The sequence below is a fragment of the Streptomyces sp. NPDC002623 genome (assembly GCF_053592635.1).
Map to the genome: position 1 here is coordinate 117,069 of NZ_JBSFWB010000002.1, position 14,425 is coordinate 131,493.

Consider the following 14,425-nt stretch of genomic DNA (forward strand, 5'->3'; position numbering starts at 1 on the left):
GTATCTTCACTCATTCAGCCGTGGCGGGGACGGAGTCTGACGCTGCGTCCACAACGTTCGCGCGGCCTTCAGATACGCCTGGGCACGGGCCGTGTGGCCGCGGGGGGCGGGATGCGCGTCCATGCCCTCGTAGGCGGCGGCCATCGCGTCGACGAAACGCCGTCCCCGCACGGTGAGATGCGGTGCTCCGACGAGCGCCGGCAGCGCGGCCCCGACCTGGGCGCGGTAGCGGGCGTGCTGGGCCCAGGCCGACTCCCGGTGCGCGGGGTCCGCGGTGAGGGCGCGGCATTGGAAGAAGTCCGCGAGCCCGAGGTGCGCGTAGGCGCCCTGCAGCAGTCCGTCGAACGGGCGGGGGTCCGGGCGCCAGGGCGCGAAGTACCGGGCCTCCGGACCTGCCTGATGGAGCGTCGTCATATCGCTGAGGGCCGCCAGCTTGGCGTGTTGCAGCTCATGGACGAGCGTCGCGGCGAAGGCCACCGGGGAGGGCGGGGTGCTGCACAGCAGGGCGCCGAACGCGTCGCGCCGCGTCGCGCTGCAGCCGCCGCTGCCGTCCGCGTCCGGCGGCATCTCCAGGGGGACGAGGCAGCGCAGCAACGCCCGTGCCTCCGTCACCCGGTGCTCGCCGCCCGTGCGCAGGGCGGCGGCCGTGCCGGACCAGGCCTGCAGCCACCGTTTGCGTTCCGGGTCGTCCAGGGTCGTCGGCGCGCTCAGCGCCCGGTGGCGGGGGTCGCCCCGCGCGGTGCGGAACGGGTCGAGGTCGTCCAGGGGCATGGGGGCGGCCTCGGGCACCAGGCCGGGCAGCGCGTAGGCGGGCGTCCAGGCGAGTGCGCCGGACCACGCGCCGTACCCGCGCTCCAGGAACACGATCACGTCCGGGGCGGCGGGCTGCCGGAGCGTGACCCGGCCTCGGGCGTAGGCCGCGCGGACCGGGACGTCGCCGGACGTGGCCGTGTGCAGGGTGCCGAGGGAGGGCAGGTTGAGCTGTCCGTCGTGGGCGGTCAGTTCGACGGTGAAGGGGATCTTGGCGCGTGCGGCGGCCACGGCGGCGAGGGCGCTGAAGTGGGCGAGGGCGCGCCGGAGTTCCCGCTCGCCGTCCCGGGCAGGCGCTCGCCCCGCCGGGTCCAGGCCGCGCAGGGCGCTCAGCGCCCACGGTCCGGTGAGCGGGTGCAGCAGCCGGGCGCGGGCGAACCGGTCGGCGAAGCGGTCGGCGAGGCCGCCGGTGGCACCGGTCGCGCTGGTTGCACCGGTCCCGCCGATCGCGCCGATCGCACCGGTCCCGCCGATCGCACCGGTCCCGCCGGTCCCGCCGATCGCACCGGTCCCGCCGATCGCACCGGTCCCGCCGATCGCACCGGTCCCGCCGGTTCCGCCGGTTCCGCCGGGGGCAGGGCGGCCGGCCGGTGCGGACCGGTCCGCCTCGACCAGCAGCGTCCAGTCGTCCCGCAGCCGCGACTTCTCTCCGGTGGAGCAGACGGCCCGGTCGGCCGCCTGGGCCGCGTCGAGCACGGCACGCAGCAGAAGCAGCCGCCGGGTGTCCTGATCGCGGACCAGGAGCGCGAGGGTGTCCGCGCCGCCCTGGGACCTGCCGAGCTCGGCGAGGGCCCGGTCCCAGATCGCCGGGAGAATCACGGGGCGCCCCCTTCGCGGGTGGATCCGGGCAGGGCCATGGCGGTGGGCGTGGCGGCGGCAGTGGCGGTGACAGTGGCGTCGGCGAGCCGGACGGACACATGGCGGATGAAGCGCTGGAGGTCGGCGCAGTACACGGAGGGGTTGCGAAAGCCGTGCCCCGCCCGGTAGCGGTGGGCGTAGTGACCGCCTCCGCAGACCGGGAGCAGCGGACAGGCCCGGCACTGCCCGGCGAGGGCCGCCGCGCCCGCCTGCCGGGCGACCACCCCCGGGTGCCGCAGGGCCTCGTCGAAACCGTGCCGGAAGACGTCCAGGCCGGTGTGGGCCGCTCCGTCGTAGGCCGATTTCAGGGCGTCCACCTGCTCGATCGAGCCGTCCGTCTCGACCACCACGGCGTCGAAGGCCTCGAGCCCCAGTGTCTCCGTGATCGCCGGGAGCCCCAGGAGCAGCGCGATGCACTCCTCGAAGAGCCGCACGCGCGTCTCCCGCCGCCCGGCCTCCCACCAGCGGTCGAAGACGGCGCACAGCCAGTCGCCGTACGCCGTCCCCGTACCGCCGTGGTGGGGCGGCGGAGCGGACCAGTTCCCGTGCGGGAGCAGCAGGTCGAGGGCGGGCGGGCGCAGAGCGAGCAGCGACTCGTACGTCTCGTGCGGGTCCTGTGTGACGTCGACAACGGCCAGGATTCCGGCGTACGACTCCGGGAAGCGCTCGGCGATCAGGCGCGCCCCGCGGGCGGCGGCGGGCCAGGAGGGGCGTCCGGCGTGGTCGACGCGCCGGGCGTTGTGGGCGGGGAGCCCTCCGTCGAGGCTGATGCCGACGCCGATCCGGTGCCGGGCCAGGGTCGCGAGGCGTTTCTCGGTCAGCAGGGTGGCGTTGGTCTGGACGACGGCGCGGACCGTGCAGCCGGCCGGGACCCGCTCGCGGACCAGGGCGGTGAACCGGCCGAGCGTCTCGGCGCCCGCCAGCAGTGGCTCGCCGCCGTGCAGGATCAGCGAGAGGGCGGTCAGGCCATGGCTGCGGGCGTGCTCGGCGATGCGGTCGGCGGTGCGGTCCAGCACCTCGGGCGAGGTGGCGGCGGGGCGGTCCCGCCAGGTGGCGTCGGGGCCCTCGTAGAGGTAGCAGTACCGGCAGGCGAGGTTGCAGCGGCCGTGGACCTTGACGATGAACTGCCGGAACGGCACGCGCTGTCCGGACACATCAGCACCCCCGTGTCGATGTCGAGTCAGGCTTGTGGAAGTCGGCCCGACGGGATCAGAACGAGCTGTTCCAGCCCCAGAGCATCTCGCTCGGCCGCCTGGCCCGCTCGCGCAGATCGGCCAACACCTCCTGGAGCAACGGGTTCTGGATCGTCCCCAGCTCGGCAAGGCTCAGCTCCGTCAGATCCGGCAGGTCCGTCGGGTCCGTCGGGTCCGTCGGGTCCGTCGGGTCCGTCGGGTCCGGAGAGTCTGTGACGGGTGGCAGGTCTGTGAGATCCGGCAGGGCCTCCGCGCGCTCCGTGGCGTCCGTCGGCCCGATGTGTGCGTCCATTGCGTTCCCCTCTCGCCCTGTCGCCCGCTCGCCCCGCCGGCGTGTTCAGCCCAGCTCGGCCAGCCGCCGCGCCGTCTGCTCCGCCGTCGGCTCGCCCGTGCCCAGATGGTCGTCCGGCAGCCTCGACCACTCCGCGCGGGCGAGGCGGTAGGCCTCGCGTGCGGCACGCGGCCGAGCGGCCGCTTCATAGGACCTACCCCGCCAGTGGTGCGCCTGAGCGCACAGTTCGACGGCCTCATGGCGCCGACGATCGGTTTCGGCCACCCCCTCCGCCTCCCGGGCCGCCTCGGCCGCGTCCCGGAAGGCGTCGACCGCGAGGTCGAGGCGGGCCGGGCGGCGCAGGCTGCGGTAGGCCTCGAACTGGACCTGGCCGAGGTCGAGTCGGCAGCGGGCGGCCAGCAGCGGGTCCTCCGCGTCCGCCGCCGCGAGGCCGAAAAGGTGCTCGGCCTCGCGCAGGTCGACGCGGTCCCCGCGGGCCCGGTAGCGCAGCATCAGCGCGCGGCCGAGCAGCAGCAGCCGGTGGGCGACCTGGGCGCTGCCCGCCGGGGTCTCCATCCGGCAGTCCCGCAGGACGCGGATCGCCCGGGAGAGGGTGCCCTGCGCCCGTGCCCCGGACTGCAGTCCGGCCAGCCGCAGCAGCGCCTCGCCCCACTCGGCGAGGACGTCGGCGTGCGCGGGCGCGTCGCGTGACATGCGCTGGGCGGCCTGCGCGAAGTGGTCCGCGGCCGTCTCCAGTTCCGTCGGCTCGCCCGACTCGGCGTAGCGGGCCAGGGCGATCCGCCCGGCGCGCGCCAGCACGGCCGCCCGCCGGCCCTGTTCGCGCACCAGGGCGAGGGCCTCGTCGACCCGGGTCTGGGCGTCGTCCAGGGGGCCGCCGGCCTGCAGCAGCGCGTCGACCAGGTCGAGCAGGATCCGTACACGCGCGCGTACCGACTCGGCGGTGGACGGCTGCTCGGCCGTGTCCAGGGCGTTGCGCAGGGACTGCGCGCCCTGCTCGGCGTAGAGCCGGGCCTGGACGGCGTCGGCGGTGGCGCCGGACAGCCGCAGCAGGATCCGCCCGTGCTCCAGGGGGAGTTCGGGCGGGCGCAGCCGGCGGTCGGGCCAGACGTCGGCGAAGGCCTCCAGCATGCCGACGGCGCCCTGGAGCAGCGCGCTGTCCCCGCCGAGCCGCCACTGCGCCTCCAGGGCGCGCACCCGCTCCAGGGTGAGTTTCAGCGCCTGGTTCTCGTCGAGGTCGGGCGCCGCGCAGGCCACGGCGTACTCGCGGTCGGCGCGGCGCAGCAGGTCGAGGGCGCCGGTCCGGTCGCCGCGGCGCCTGCGGTCGGTCGCGGCGGCGTGCAACACCCGGGCGAGGACGGCCCGTTCGTGCAGCCGGCGCGGATGCGCGGTGGCCCGCTCCGCGGCCGCCTCCGCCTCCTGGAGCAGGTCGTCGCCGCCCTGCACCTCCCACAGGCGCAGCGTGCAGTGCGCGTACTCGGCCCACAGCTCGGGGTCCGCGCCGGTGGGCCGCTCGCGTTCGGTGGCACCGCGCAGCAGCTGCACCGCGTCGATGACGTCCTGGATCATGCCCTCGTCGTCGAAGCGTTCGATCAGGATGCGGGCCCTGCGGACCGCCTGATGCGTCGGCCGGTCCGCGGGCTGCCCGGGGCCGCCGCGCCCGCCGTGCGTCTCGAACTGCTCGGGCAGCGGCATGAAGCGGCGCAGGACCCGGGCCGCGACCTCGGCGAAGGGCTGCGGCACGGGCGCTTCGTCGCCGTTGCCGCCGTTGTCCCCGTGGTCGCCGTGATCGCCGTTGCCCGGGGGGCGGGCGGTGGGCGTGTAGGGGCGGCCCGCGCCGCCGTCGCCGAGCTGGGCCAGGGCGAGGGCCGGGAAGTTGGGGCCGCCCTTGCCGAAGCGCTGCTCGATGTACTCCGAGCAGTGCTTGAGCACCAGCATGGCCTCGTCACGGCCGAGCCGGGACAGCAGGGCGTCGCGGACGTCCGGCTCGATGCGGTACCACTGGGCGCCGTCGTCGGCGTACTCCGCCGATTCCGTGGCGCGGGTGAGCAGGCCGCCGACCAGCACCTCCGCGAGTTCGGACGGGCCCGAGTCGGGCAGCATCGTGCGCTGGACGAGCTGCATCACCGGCAGGCACAGGGGCGCGGCGGCCAGGTAGACGGCGAGCCGGGCGGCGGCCGCGGAGGCGGTGGAGCTGAACCTGCTGACCCGTTCGAACGGGGTGCGTCGCCGGTCCGCGCGCGCGGTCGGGGCGGGCGGCTGGTCGGCGCGCACCCAGCCCACGGTGCCCGGCACGGGCCCGGCGCCGGCCCCGGACAGCAGCCTGGCCCAGGCGCCCAGGGCGACCGGCTCGGGTGGCAGCACCGGCACGGGCAGAGCGCCGCGGCGGGCTTCCACGGGGACGCCGGCGGGGGTGCGGACGCGCAGTGCGGAGGCTCCGCCGAGCGTGTCGCCGCGGCTCAACTCGCAGTTGATCACGGGCAGTCGGGTGCGGTTCCACAGGCGCTGCGGCAGCGGCTGGAGCACGGCGACCGGGCCCTGCCGGGAGAGGTGGTGCAGCAGCCGGTGCGCCTGGCCGCTGTGCCACAGCGGGCCCGCGCAGTCGCTGACGAAGAGCACGATCCGGCGGCCGGTGGGGTCGCTGAGCCGGTCCGTGGAGTGCAGCGGCGCCGCGAACGTGTCGGGGCTGCGGCTGACGGCGGGCTCGCCGTCCGGGCCCTGGTGCAGATGGCTGACCTGGATGTCGGAGAAGGCCCCCAACTGACCGAAAACCTGCTGCAGTTCGACGAACAGCCGGTCCCACACGCGCATCGACGACGAGGCGTCCAGGACCAGTTGCAGCCGGGCGTCCCCCCGGGTGACGGCGCGGTGGACGGGCAGGATCAGGCCGCCCGCCTGCGCGCTGCGCTCCGCCGTGGCCGTCTCGTCGAGCACGGTGCGCAGCGGCGGCGCCGGGCTCCGGTAGCGCTGCAACCGGCGTAATGCGCGCTGGAGTTCGAGTGGGGCGGGCAGCGCGGGGGCAGCGGGTACGCCGACCGGCAGCGCGGCGGCCCGGCCCGCGCCGCGGGCCCGCGGGAGCCCGTCCTGGGGCATCGGGTACAGGTTCACGCGCCCGTCGGCCACCACGTCCTGTGGGGGCCGCTCCGGCCGCCCGGTCCGCTCCCCCGCGTCCCGGCCGCCCGGGTCCCGGTCGCGCGTCCCGGTGAGCCGGCGTCCGGGGGTCCCGCCGGTCGCGGTGTGCGGCTCCTCCGGCTCCGCCGCCTCCACCGGCCGGGTCCACCGCGCCAGCCAGAGCGCGTCGCACAACTGCGTGACGTCGGGATCGAGCCCGACCTCCCGCAGCCGTACGACGAGTTCGGCGAGCGGATCGCCGTCGGGCGGTACGGGGCCGTGGCGGGCCGCTGCGTCGGGCATCAGGCCCTCACCTCGGGCGGTCGAGTCGCTGGATGAGCAGGTCTGCCAGGCGGTCACGACTGGGCGGCGCGGCCGCGTCGGTGAGGTAGATCGCGTTCAACAGCTGGTCCGCCGCGAGGAGTTCGCTGCGCGACCGCTCCAGGAACCGGGTGATCAGATCGTCCCCCGCACGCGCCGCCTCGTCCCCCAGATGGGCGCGGACGAACGTGGCGAGCCGGTTGTGGTCGGGGCGCCCCAGCTCCAGGTGGATGCAGCGGCGCATCAGCGGGGCCGGGAAGTCCCGCTCCCCGTTGCTGGTGAGCACCACGAAGGGGAAGGCGCGGCAGCGGACCCGGCCGTCGCGCACCCGGACCTTCACGCCGTCGGCGGTCAGCACCTCCGCCTCGCCGTCCGGCAGCCGGTCGGCGATCCGCTCCAGCTCGGGGATCGCGAACTCGCCCTCCTCCAGGACGTTCAGCAGGTCGTTGGGCAGGTCGATGTCGCTCTTGTCCAGCTCGTCGATGAGCAGCACGCGCGGGGTGTCGGAGGGCAGCAGCGCGGTGCCGAGCGGCCCCAGCCGGATATAGCTGCCGATGCCCTCGACCGCGCCCGGTGTGCCCGCCGCCGACCCGAACCCGCCCTGTGCGGCGATCTGCACGTCCTGCAGTCTGGCGATCGCGTCGTAGTGGTAGAGCCCGTCCTGGAGCGCGGACCGGCTGACTATGGACCAGCGCAGCACATTGCCGAGACCGAGTTCGTACGCCACCGAGTGGGCGAGCGTGCTCTTGCCCGCGCCGGGACTGCCGGTGACGAGCAGCGGGCGGCGCAGATAGAGCGCCGCGTTGATCATCTCCAGCTCCTCGGCGCCCGGCCGGTGCAGTTCGGCCAGATGCCGGTGCGCGCCGAGCCTGCGGTCCTCGGATCCGTCGCCGGAGCCCGCCGCGTCACGGCTGGTGAAGTCCCGCCACGGGGGCGGATCGGGCAGCCGCTCGATCCCGTCGTGCGGTTCGCCGGCGCCTCGGTAGATGAGCCACTCACTGGATTCGGTCATGATCCGGTCCTCGTCACTCGTCCACCGCCGCGGCCGTCCGAACGTGCATCACGTTATCCATCCTGCGGGTGCCTGGTAAGGGGCCGACCGGCCCGCGCGCGGGTGGGCTCAAGGGGCCTCCAGCAGGTCGCCGGTTCCGGGGAGGGGCTGGTGGGGATCGTCGTACAACAGGGCGACCCCGTCCGCCCAGAAGGACTCGGTGCGGCCCGCGCGCAGGCGCATCCGAAGATCGTGCACGGCCTCGGGAAGGGCCTGCGCGCTGGGCGGTTCGGCGATCTCGTCGATCGTGCCGCGGTGGAACTCCCCGCACACGTCGTCGGGCTGTCCGCGCCGGCGCCGCCACAGGGCCACGCCGTAGCCCCCGAGCACGATCCGCGCGAGCGCCGCCGCGTCGTCCTCGAAGCGGAGGTCGCCGTACCGGCAGAGCACCGGGACGGTGCCGTGCGACAGGGCGCGCAACTGCTCCACGGTCGGCACGGGTTTGCGCAACCCCTCGTCGCAGTCCAGGACTTCGGCACGCGCGCGGTGTGCGTGCAGCCAGCGCCAGCGGGCCCGGCGCTCCTCGTCCACGTCGCCGGAGTCGTCCATGCCGTACGGGTCGTCGTAGCGGTCGGTGTCGTACGCGCCGAACGCCTCGTCGGGCAGCCGGTCGCGGTCCGCGCAGCGCACGACGACCGGCCGCAGGGTGCCCAACGACTCCGTCTCGGGCGGCAGTAGCCAGGTGTCCACCTCCAGGCCGAGCAGCGCGTGGGGCAGCGCCACCTGCAACAGCGCGGGCCTGCCGGGCTCGTCGCAGTGCCGGAAGGCCTCCGCGAGCGGACCGGCCACATGGGCGGGCAGCTCGGCCAGGGGCGTGCGCTCGGCCTCGTGCAGCCGGACCGCGTCCCCGCCGGGCGCGGACACGGAGACCGACCAGTCGCAGCGGTCCGGCTCCCAGCCGCGCTGCACGAGTTCGAGCAGCGCGGAGGGCCGGGCCACACTGCCGACGGCACGGGCGCCGGCACGCGCGTGTGCGTCGGATCCGCCGCGCCGGTGCGGCTTGCGCCCGTCGAGGCCGGGCGTCCGGTCGGCGGGCGTCCGTTCGGCGTCGACGGTCGTCCGGTCGACGTGGCCGGTGCGGCCGGTCGGCGCGTGGGCGCCGCCGGGGGCCGGACGGTGGGAGCCGGGGGCCGGACGGGTCCCGGAGAAGGTGTCGGGGGTCTCGGGGATGTCGTGGTGCGGGCGTGGGTGCGCTTCGTGCTCCGCCTCGTCCCGTCGGCGCAGGCGCTCGATCCGCTGCTCGGCGAGGCCGGACCGGTAGCGGGCGCTCAGCCGCTGCGCGGCCTGCCAGACCCAGACCCACAGGGCCTTCTCGGCATCCGGGGTGCTGGGCACGAGGAACGGGCGCGGAGCGGACATCGCCCGCATCGCGTAGTCGAGCACCAGCTCCAGCGCCCCGTCGTCACTCGCGCTCTCGTACAGGGCCCCGAGGCCGTCGCGCCAGCCGCGCGGCGCGGGCAGCGGGGTGGGCGCCTCGAAGTCCGGCAGGGAGTCGAGGATGTCCAGCAGACCGCGGGTGCTCTCGGGCGGCGGGAGTTCGGCGAGCCGGCCGAGCAGCTGGATCCGCTCGTCCGGGCTGAGGGTGCGGCCCGGACGGGCGCCGAGCCGGCCCTGCACATCGGTCCACGTCTGGCGGCGGGAGGCCGGGTGGCGCTGCCGGTCGCGGTGGTAGCGGTCATGGGCGTGGAAGACGGCCTGGTAGAGGTCGCTGTGCTCGGCGGACACCCCCTCCACGGGGACCCGCAGGGTGCGCAGCTGCTCGATCCCGGTGGACGTGCCGCCGGGCCGGTGGTCCGAGCGCGCCTTCAGCACGCCGATCACCTCACCGCGCGCGGGGTCGATCACCGGGCCGCCCGAGACGCCGTACGGCAGATCGTTGTCGCCCAGCCGCATCTGCACGTCCGAGGACCAGCCGCCGATCGTCCCCTGCACGGTGAGGGTGCCGTCCAGGACCTGGAGGCGCCCCTCGTTCTCGGTCCAGCCGGCGTACAGCACCCGGCCCTCGCCGTAGTAGGCGGCCGGGCGCTCGGAGACATAGACGCACTCGTGGTCGTCCACGGGTTCGGTCAGTTGGACGAGGGCCAGGTCCGGGGCCGGCCAGTTGCCGGCCGCGGGCACGGCCTGTTCGGCGCGGTCGGGGAGGGTCGCCACCACCCTGCCGGGTGCGGTCGAGACTCCCCGCCCGGGAGCCGTCTCATACACCACCGCGACCTCGCCCCCTTCCCCGCCGCAGGCCACATGTGCGCAGGTCAGAACCCAGTTCGGGGCGACGAAGAAGCCGCTTCCGAGGAACGTGCCGGGCTCCTCCAGGGCATACCCGACGACCGGGCGATGAATGCGCACGGTGGCCGCCACGACGAGTCCACGCAGTGCACGGCGGGCCGCATCGAACGCGTTCGATGCGCCCGGGGCGTGCCCGCCCGTCACGCTCCGCCCCCGCCGAGGGTGCCGTCGCCGCCCCCGTGCATCGGCGCGCCGGGGGACGCGCCCGCGCGCCGCGCCGCGCCCGCGTCGGATGATGAGCCGTCGCGCGCGTGTGGCGCCGTGGAGGACGATCCGTCACGCGCGCGTGACGTCGTGGCCGCGTGCGGGTCGGCGGCCGGGGGCGGTGCGTCGAGGTCCGGCGGTCCGCTGTTCCAGGTGAGGGTGACCGTGATGCCGGCCTTGGCCTCGCCGTCGGCGAGCAGGCCCACGACCTTCCCGGCCTTGGCGGTCAGCTCGATGCCGAACTCGACGCTCACCTCGTCGGGCCGCACCGCGCGCAGCGGCTCCGCCAGCGACCGCGCGACCCCCGTGACGAGCGCGTGCAGGCTCTCCACGCTCGCCTCCACGCGCTCGGTGAACCCGGTGTCGCTGTACGACAGCCGTCCGGCCGGCGCGGCCGGCGCGGACAACTCCTCGGCCCCCGAGATCCGGGCCCACACCGGCGTCCCGTCCGGCAGCGCGATACGCGCTACCCGCGTCACGTCGTCACCGCTCATTGCACTCCCCCGCTTCCCCAGTCCCCCTGGTCCCGCCCGTGCGTACGCCTATCCTTTTCCTGTCCCCTCCCCACCGGAGAGCGGAACCTTTCCCCTTCACAGGAACAAAGGTCCTTCCCCCGAGGGAGGATCCCTATCCCTGCGACCCACCCACGGAGCACGATCCATGTACTTCACCGATCGCGGAATCGAGGAACTCGAGAAGCGTCGCGGCGAGCAGGAGGTCACCTTCGAGTGGCTCGCCGAGCAGCTGCGGACGTTCGTCGACCTGAACCCGGACTTCGAGGTGCCGGTGGAGCGCCTGGCGACGTGGCTGGCACGCCTGGACGACGAGGACGACGAGTAGCTCCGCTGGAAGTGCCGCGATGTGCCGTCGTTCCGCTGCGGCGCCATCGTGGCCGGTCGCGCCCGCGCGGCGGAGCCGCACACGTCAGCGCCCCGCGCCCCTTCAGGGCGCTGCCGAACCGCCCGCCGACTTCCCGCGACCCGCTTGGCAGGCCGGCGACGGGGGCGCAGAGCAGTCGCTCCGGGCGGCGAGCAAGCCGTTCCGGAGCGCGAAGAGGCCGTCGTCCCGGGCGGCGCTCAGTCGCGGGGGCGGACCAGTTCGTACGACAGTCCGAGCGCGCCGTGGGCCAGGAGGAGCGCGCCCGCCGCGATCCAGCCCGCGCTGCGCCGGTGCGCGCCCCAGGCCGTGAGGGGCAGTCCGGCCGCCACCTGGGCGAGGGCGAGTGCACGCGCGCGTGGGCTGCCCGACCAGGGCAGCCAGGGGCCCAGGGGACTGTGCTCGACCCTGTCCTCCACGGCGTCGAGTTCGACGCGGAGCGTCTCCCGCCAGCCCAGCCAGGCGATCTGCCGGACGTCCGGCCGGGCGCGGGCGACTTCGCGCAGCCGGTCGGCGGACGCGCCGGGAGCGAGGCCGTCGGGGAGCGCGAGGCCCGTGCGGGCGAGGACGGCGACCAGGGCATGTACGCGTGCGTGGGCGTCGGCTCCGCTGTCCGGCCGCGTCAGCCGTTCCAGGGACTCCATGTCGTGCACGGGGTCGAGGCCGAGGCGGGCGGCGAAGGTGCGCATGGCCTCGTCCTCGCCGGCCGGGGTGCCGTCGGCCAGCCAGACGTAGCCGACGGGACGGCGGAAGCCTGAGGCGAGGGTGAATCCGGCGCGGTCGGTGTCCCACCACAGCGCGAGCACCGGCCAGGGGGCGCCGACGGCGAGGGCGCCGGCCCAGCCGGTGAGGACGCGGTCCACCGGTTCGTCGCCGCTCTGCCACAGCCCGCCCTCGGGAACCAGGACGCTCCACTCGCCGCCGGCCTCACCGGCCCCGGTGAGCAGCATGCGGGCGCGCAGGAGATGGGCGGCGGGGGCGACGGCCTCGGGTTCCGCCCGGCAGAGCAGCAGGGCGCCGCCCTGTTCCCCGGCTTCCTTGTCATCGCTCGGCATGATCACACGCTAGGTCAGTTCGTCACCTTTGGGCGGAGGTGATCACCAGAACGGGTGTCTTGACTTTCGACGGCCGCGATATATCGTGTTTTACGTGAGACGCGATATGGCGTGTCGTGTCGCTGTCGAGGAGGAGGTCCGCACCATGTCCGAGTGGTCCGTCGCCGAGCCGAAGAAGCTCTCTTTCGACGAGCCCGTGCACGAGCTGCACGTGCGCATCGTCGACGGCACTGTGAACGTGGTGGGTACGGACGAAGGTTCCGCCCGCCTGGAAGTCTCCCGGATCGAGGGACCGCCCCTGATGGTGAGCCACCGCGACGGGAACCTGACGGTGGCGTACGAGGATCTGCCCTGGAAGGGCTTCCTCAAGTGGCTCGACCGCAAGGGCTGGCGGCGCAGCGCCGTCGTCTCGCTCGCCGTGCCGGCCGGCACCCGGGTGGAAGTGGGCGTGGTGAGCGCCGGGGCGGTGGTCTCGGGCATCGACGGCCGCGCCGAGGTGAAGGGGGTCAACGGCGACACGACCCTGGTCGGGCTCGCGGGCCCGGTGCGCGCGGACACCGTCTCCGGGAACGTGGAGGCCCAAGCCCTCACCGGCGACCTGCGCTTCAACTCCGTCTCCGGGGACCTGACCGTGGTCGAGGCCGGCTCCTCCGTGAAGGCGGACTCCGTGAGCGGGTCGATGATCGTCGACCTCGACCCCACGAGCCGCCCCACGAACATCGACCTGACCAGCGTCTCGGGCGAGATCGCCATCCGGCTGCCCCACCCGGCGGACGCACGGGTGGAGGCGAACACCGCGAGCGGCTCGGTCTCCAACGCCTTCGAGGATCTCCGGGTCAGCGGCCAGTGGGGCGCCAAGCGGATCACCGGCCGCCTCGGCGCGGGCACCGGCCGTCTGAAGGCGACGACGGTCTCCGGCTCGATCGCCCTGCTGCGGCGTCCTCCGGCGGACGAGGCGGGAAGCGATGCGCGCAACAAGACCCGGGAAGCGACACCAGCCACGACACCAGCCACAGCACCGGCCCCGGAACCGGCGCCCGAACCGGCTTCGGCCCCGCCGTCAGCCCCGGCTTCGGCGTCGGCTTCGGCCCCCGCAGCCGGACCGGAGGGTGAAGAGCGATCCGGCCCGCACTCCGACTCGGGGGACAATGCCGTTTCCGGCCCGGGCAGCGACCGCTCCTGCGACGACCCGGCCGACAGCACGACCGACAAGAAGGTGCTCTGACATGCCTCCCGTCTTCGCCCACGGCCGTCTCCGCCTCTACCTGCTGAAGCTGTTGGACGAAGCACCGCGCCACGGCTACGAGGTGATCCGCCTCCTCGAAGAACGCTTCCAGGGGCTCTACGCGCCCTCGGCGGGCACGGTGTACCCCCGGCTGGCCAAGCTGGAGGCCGAGGGTCTGGTCACCCACACCACCGAGGGCGGCCGCAAGGTGTACTCCATCACCGACGCGGGCCGGGCCGAACTGGCGGACCGCAGCGGTGAACTGGTCGACCTGGAGCTGGAGATCGGCGAGTCGGTGGCCGAGCTGGCCGCGGAGATACGGGCCGATGTGCGCGGCGCGGCGGGCGATCTGCGCCGCGAGATGCGGGCCGCGGCCTCGGAGGCCCGCAGGGGCGCCGGGGCGAGCTCCGCAGAACACGGCGGGCACGGAGAACACGACGAGCACGGCGACTCCGCGGAGTACGGAGAGTACGGCGACAAGGACGCCTGGCGCGCCGCCAAGGAGGAGATGCGCCGCGCCAAACAGGAGTGGAAGGAACAGGCCCGCCGGGCGAAGGACGAGAGCCGCCGCGCGCGGGACGAAGCGCAGCGGGCCCGCCGCCAGGCCAAGGAGGCGCAGGAGCGGGCCCGGACACAGGCCCAGGAAGAGGTGCAGCGCATCGCGCGCCGGGTCCAGGAACAGGTCCAGGACCACTTCACCCGTGGCGACTGGCCGACCGGGGTCCGGGAGGGCCTGACCGAACTCGCCAAGGAGTTCGGGGAGTTCGGCAAGGACTTCGGAAGGGAGTACGGCAAGGACTTCGGCTTCGGCCGCCCCGGCACGACAGGACCGACGCCGCCGACGCCGACAGACTCTGCGACGACCACGGACTCTGCGAAGACCTCGGGCTCCTCGGCGACCGAGCGCCCGGAGTACTCCCGCACCCCGGAGGACTTCCCGGCCGCATACGAGCCGACCTGGGCGCACGAGGAATCCGGCGGCGACCCGGCCCGTGACCTGGACCGTCTGCTCGACCGCTTCCGGGACGACATCCGGGACGCGGCGCGCGACCACGGCGTCACCGGCGACCAGCTCCGTGAGGCCCGCCGCCATCTGTCCACGGCGGCGGCGCACATCGGAGTGATACTCCGCGCCCCGAGGCCCTGACG

At 74.8% G+C, this 14,425-nt stretch carries 11 protein-coding genes; 3 read left to right on the plus strand and 8 right to left on the minus strand.

Features of this window, described 5'->3' with window-relative positions; genetic code table 11:
* Nucleotides 1–6: 6 nt before the first annotated feature.
* The 7 genes from ACWD4O_RS03180 to ACWD4O_RS03210 all read right to left on the minus strand — a co-directional run bounded on the left by ACWD4O_RS03180 (nucleotide 7) and on the right by ACWD4O_RS03210 (nucleotide 10,614).
* Complete coding sequence (locus ACWD4O_RS03180) at nucleotides 7–1,626, minus strand: aKG-HExxH-type peptide beta-hydroxylase (protein ID WP_451277710.1); 1,620 nt, start codon at nucleotides 1,624–1,626, stop codon at nucleotides 7–9.
* Nucleotides 1,626–2,822 (minus strand): FxsB family cyclophane-forming radical SAM/SPASM peptide maturase, encoded by a 1,197-nt coding sequence (locus ACWD4O_RS03185; RefSeq protein ID WP_451276919.1) that lies wholly within the window; start codon nucleotides 2,820–2,822, stop codon nucleotides 1,626–1,628. Before ACWD4O_RS03185 ends, ACWD4O_RS03180 begins: the two co-directional genes overlap by 1 nt.
* A gap of 55 nt (nucleotides 2,823–2,877) precedes the next feature.
* The gene (fxsA, locus tag ACWD4O_RS03190) at nucleotides 2,878–3,153 is read right to left on the minus strand and encodes an FxSxx-COOH cyclophane-containing RiPP peptide (protein ID WP_451276921.1); all 276 of its coding nucleotides are present in this window, start codon (nucleotides 3,151–3,153) and stop codon (nucleotides 2,878–2,880) included.
* Between the two features lie 45 nt (nucleotides 3,154–3,198).
* On the minus strand, nucleotides 3,199–6,564 hold the full coding sequence (locus tag ACWD4O_RS03195; RefSeq protein WP_451276923.1) for an SAV_2336 N-terminal domain-related protein: 3,366 nt from the start codon (nucleotides 6,562–6,564) through the stop codon (nucleotides 3,199–3,201).
* Between the two features lie 7 nt (nucleotides 6,565–6,571).
* On the minus strand, nucleotides 6,572–7,594 hold the full coding sequence (locus ACWD4O_RS03200) for an AAA family ATPase (protein WP_351903346.1): 1,023 nt from the start codon (nucleotides 7,592–7,594) through the stop codon (nucleotides 6,572–6,574).
* Nucleotides 7,595–7,702: 108 nt separating this feature from the next.
* Nucleotides 7,703–9,988 (minus strand): VMAP-C domain-containing protein, encoded by a 2,286-nt coding sequence (locus tag ACWD4O_RS03205; RefSeq protein WP_451276926.1) that lies wholly within the window; start codon nucleotides 9,986–9,988, stop codon nucleotides 7,703–7,705.
* 68 nt (nucleotides 9,989–10,056) lie between these two features.
* Nucleotides 10,057–10,614: a CU044_2847 family protein gene (locus ACWD4O_RS03210; protein WP_451276928.1), complete on the minus strand. Its 558-nt coding sequence runs from the start codon at nucleotides 10,612–10,614 to the stop codon at nucleotides 10,057–10,059.
* Nucleotides 10,615–10,780: 166 nt separating this feature from the next.
* Between ACWD4O_RS03210 and ACWD4O_RS03215 the strand changes: the two genes are divergently transcribed.
* A complete protein-coding gene (locus ACWD4O_RS03215) occupies nucleotides 10,781–10,960 on the plus strand; it encodes a DUF6104 family protein (RefSeq protein ID WP_046418474.1) in 180 nt (59 codons plus the stop codon).
* A 236-nt stretch (nucleotides 10,961–11,196) separates the two neighbouring features.
* Here the strand turns inward: ACWD4O_RS03215 and ACWD4O_RS03220 are convergent, their stop codons facing one another.
* The gene (locus ACWD4O_RS03220; RefSeq protein ID WP_451276930.1) at nucleotides 11,197–12,051 is read right to left on the minus strand and encodes a hypothetical protein; all 855 of its coding nucleotides are present in this window, start codon (nucleotides 12,049–12,051) and stop codon (nucleotides 11,197–11,199) included.
* 145 nt (nucleotides 12,052–12,196) lie between these two features.
* Here ACWD4O_RS03220 and ACWD4O_RS03225 point away from each other — a divergent pair, with 145 nt between their 5' ends.
* Complete coding sequence (locus ACWD4O_RS03225; RefSeq protein ID WP_451276932.1) at nucleotides 12,197–13,276, plus strand: DUF4097 family beta strand repeat-containing protein; 1,080 nt, start codon at nucleotides 12,197–12,199, stop codon at nucleotides 13,274–13,276.
* A gap of 1 nt (nucleotide 13,277) precedes the next feature.
* Nucleotides 13,278–14,423, plus strand: coding sequence for a helix-turn-helix transcriptional regulator (locus ACWD4O_RS03230; protein ID WP_451276934.1), 1,146 nt, complete (start codon nucleotides 13,278–13,280; stop codon nucleotides 14,421–14,423).
* The last annotated feature ends 2 nt before the right edge of the window (nucleotides 14,424–14,425 follow it).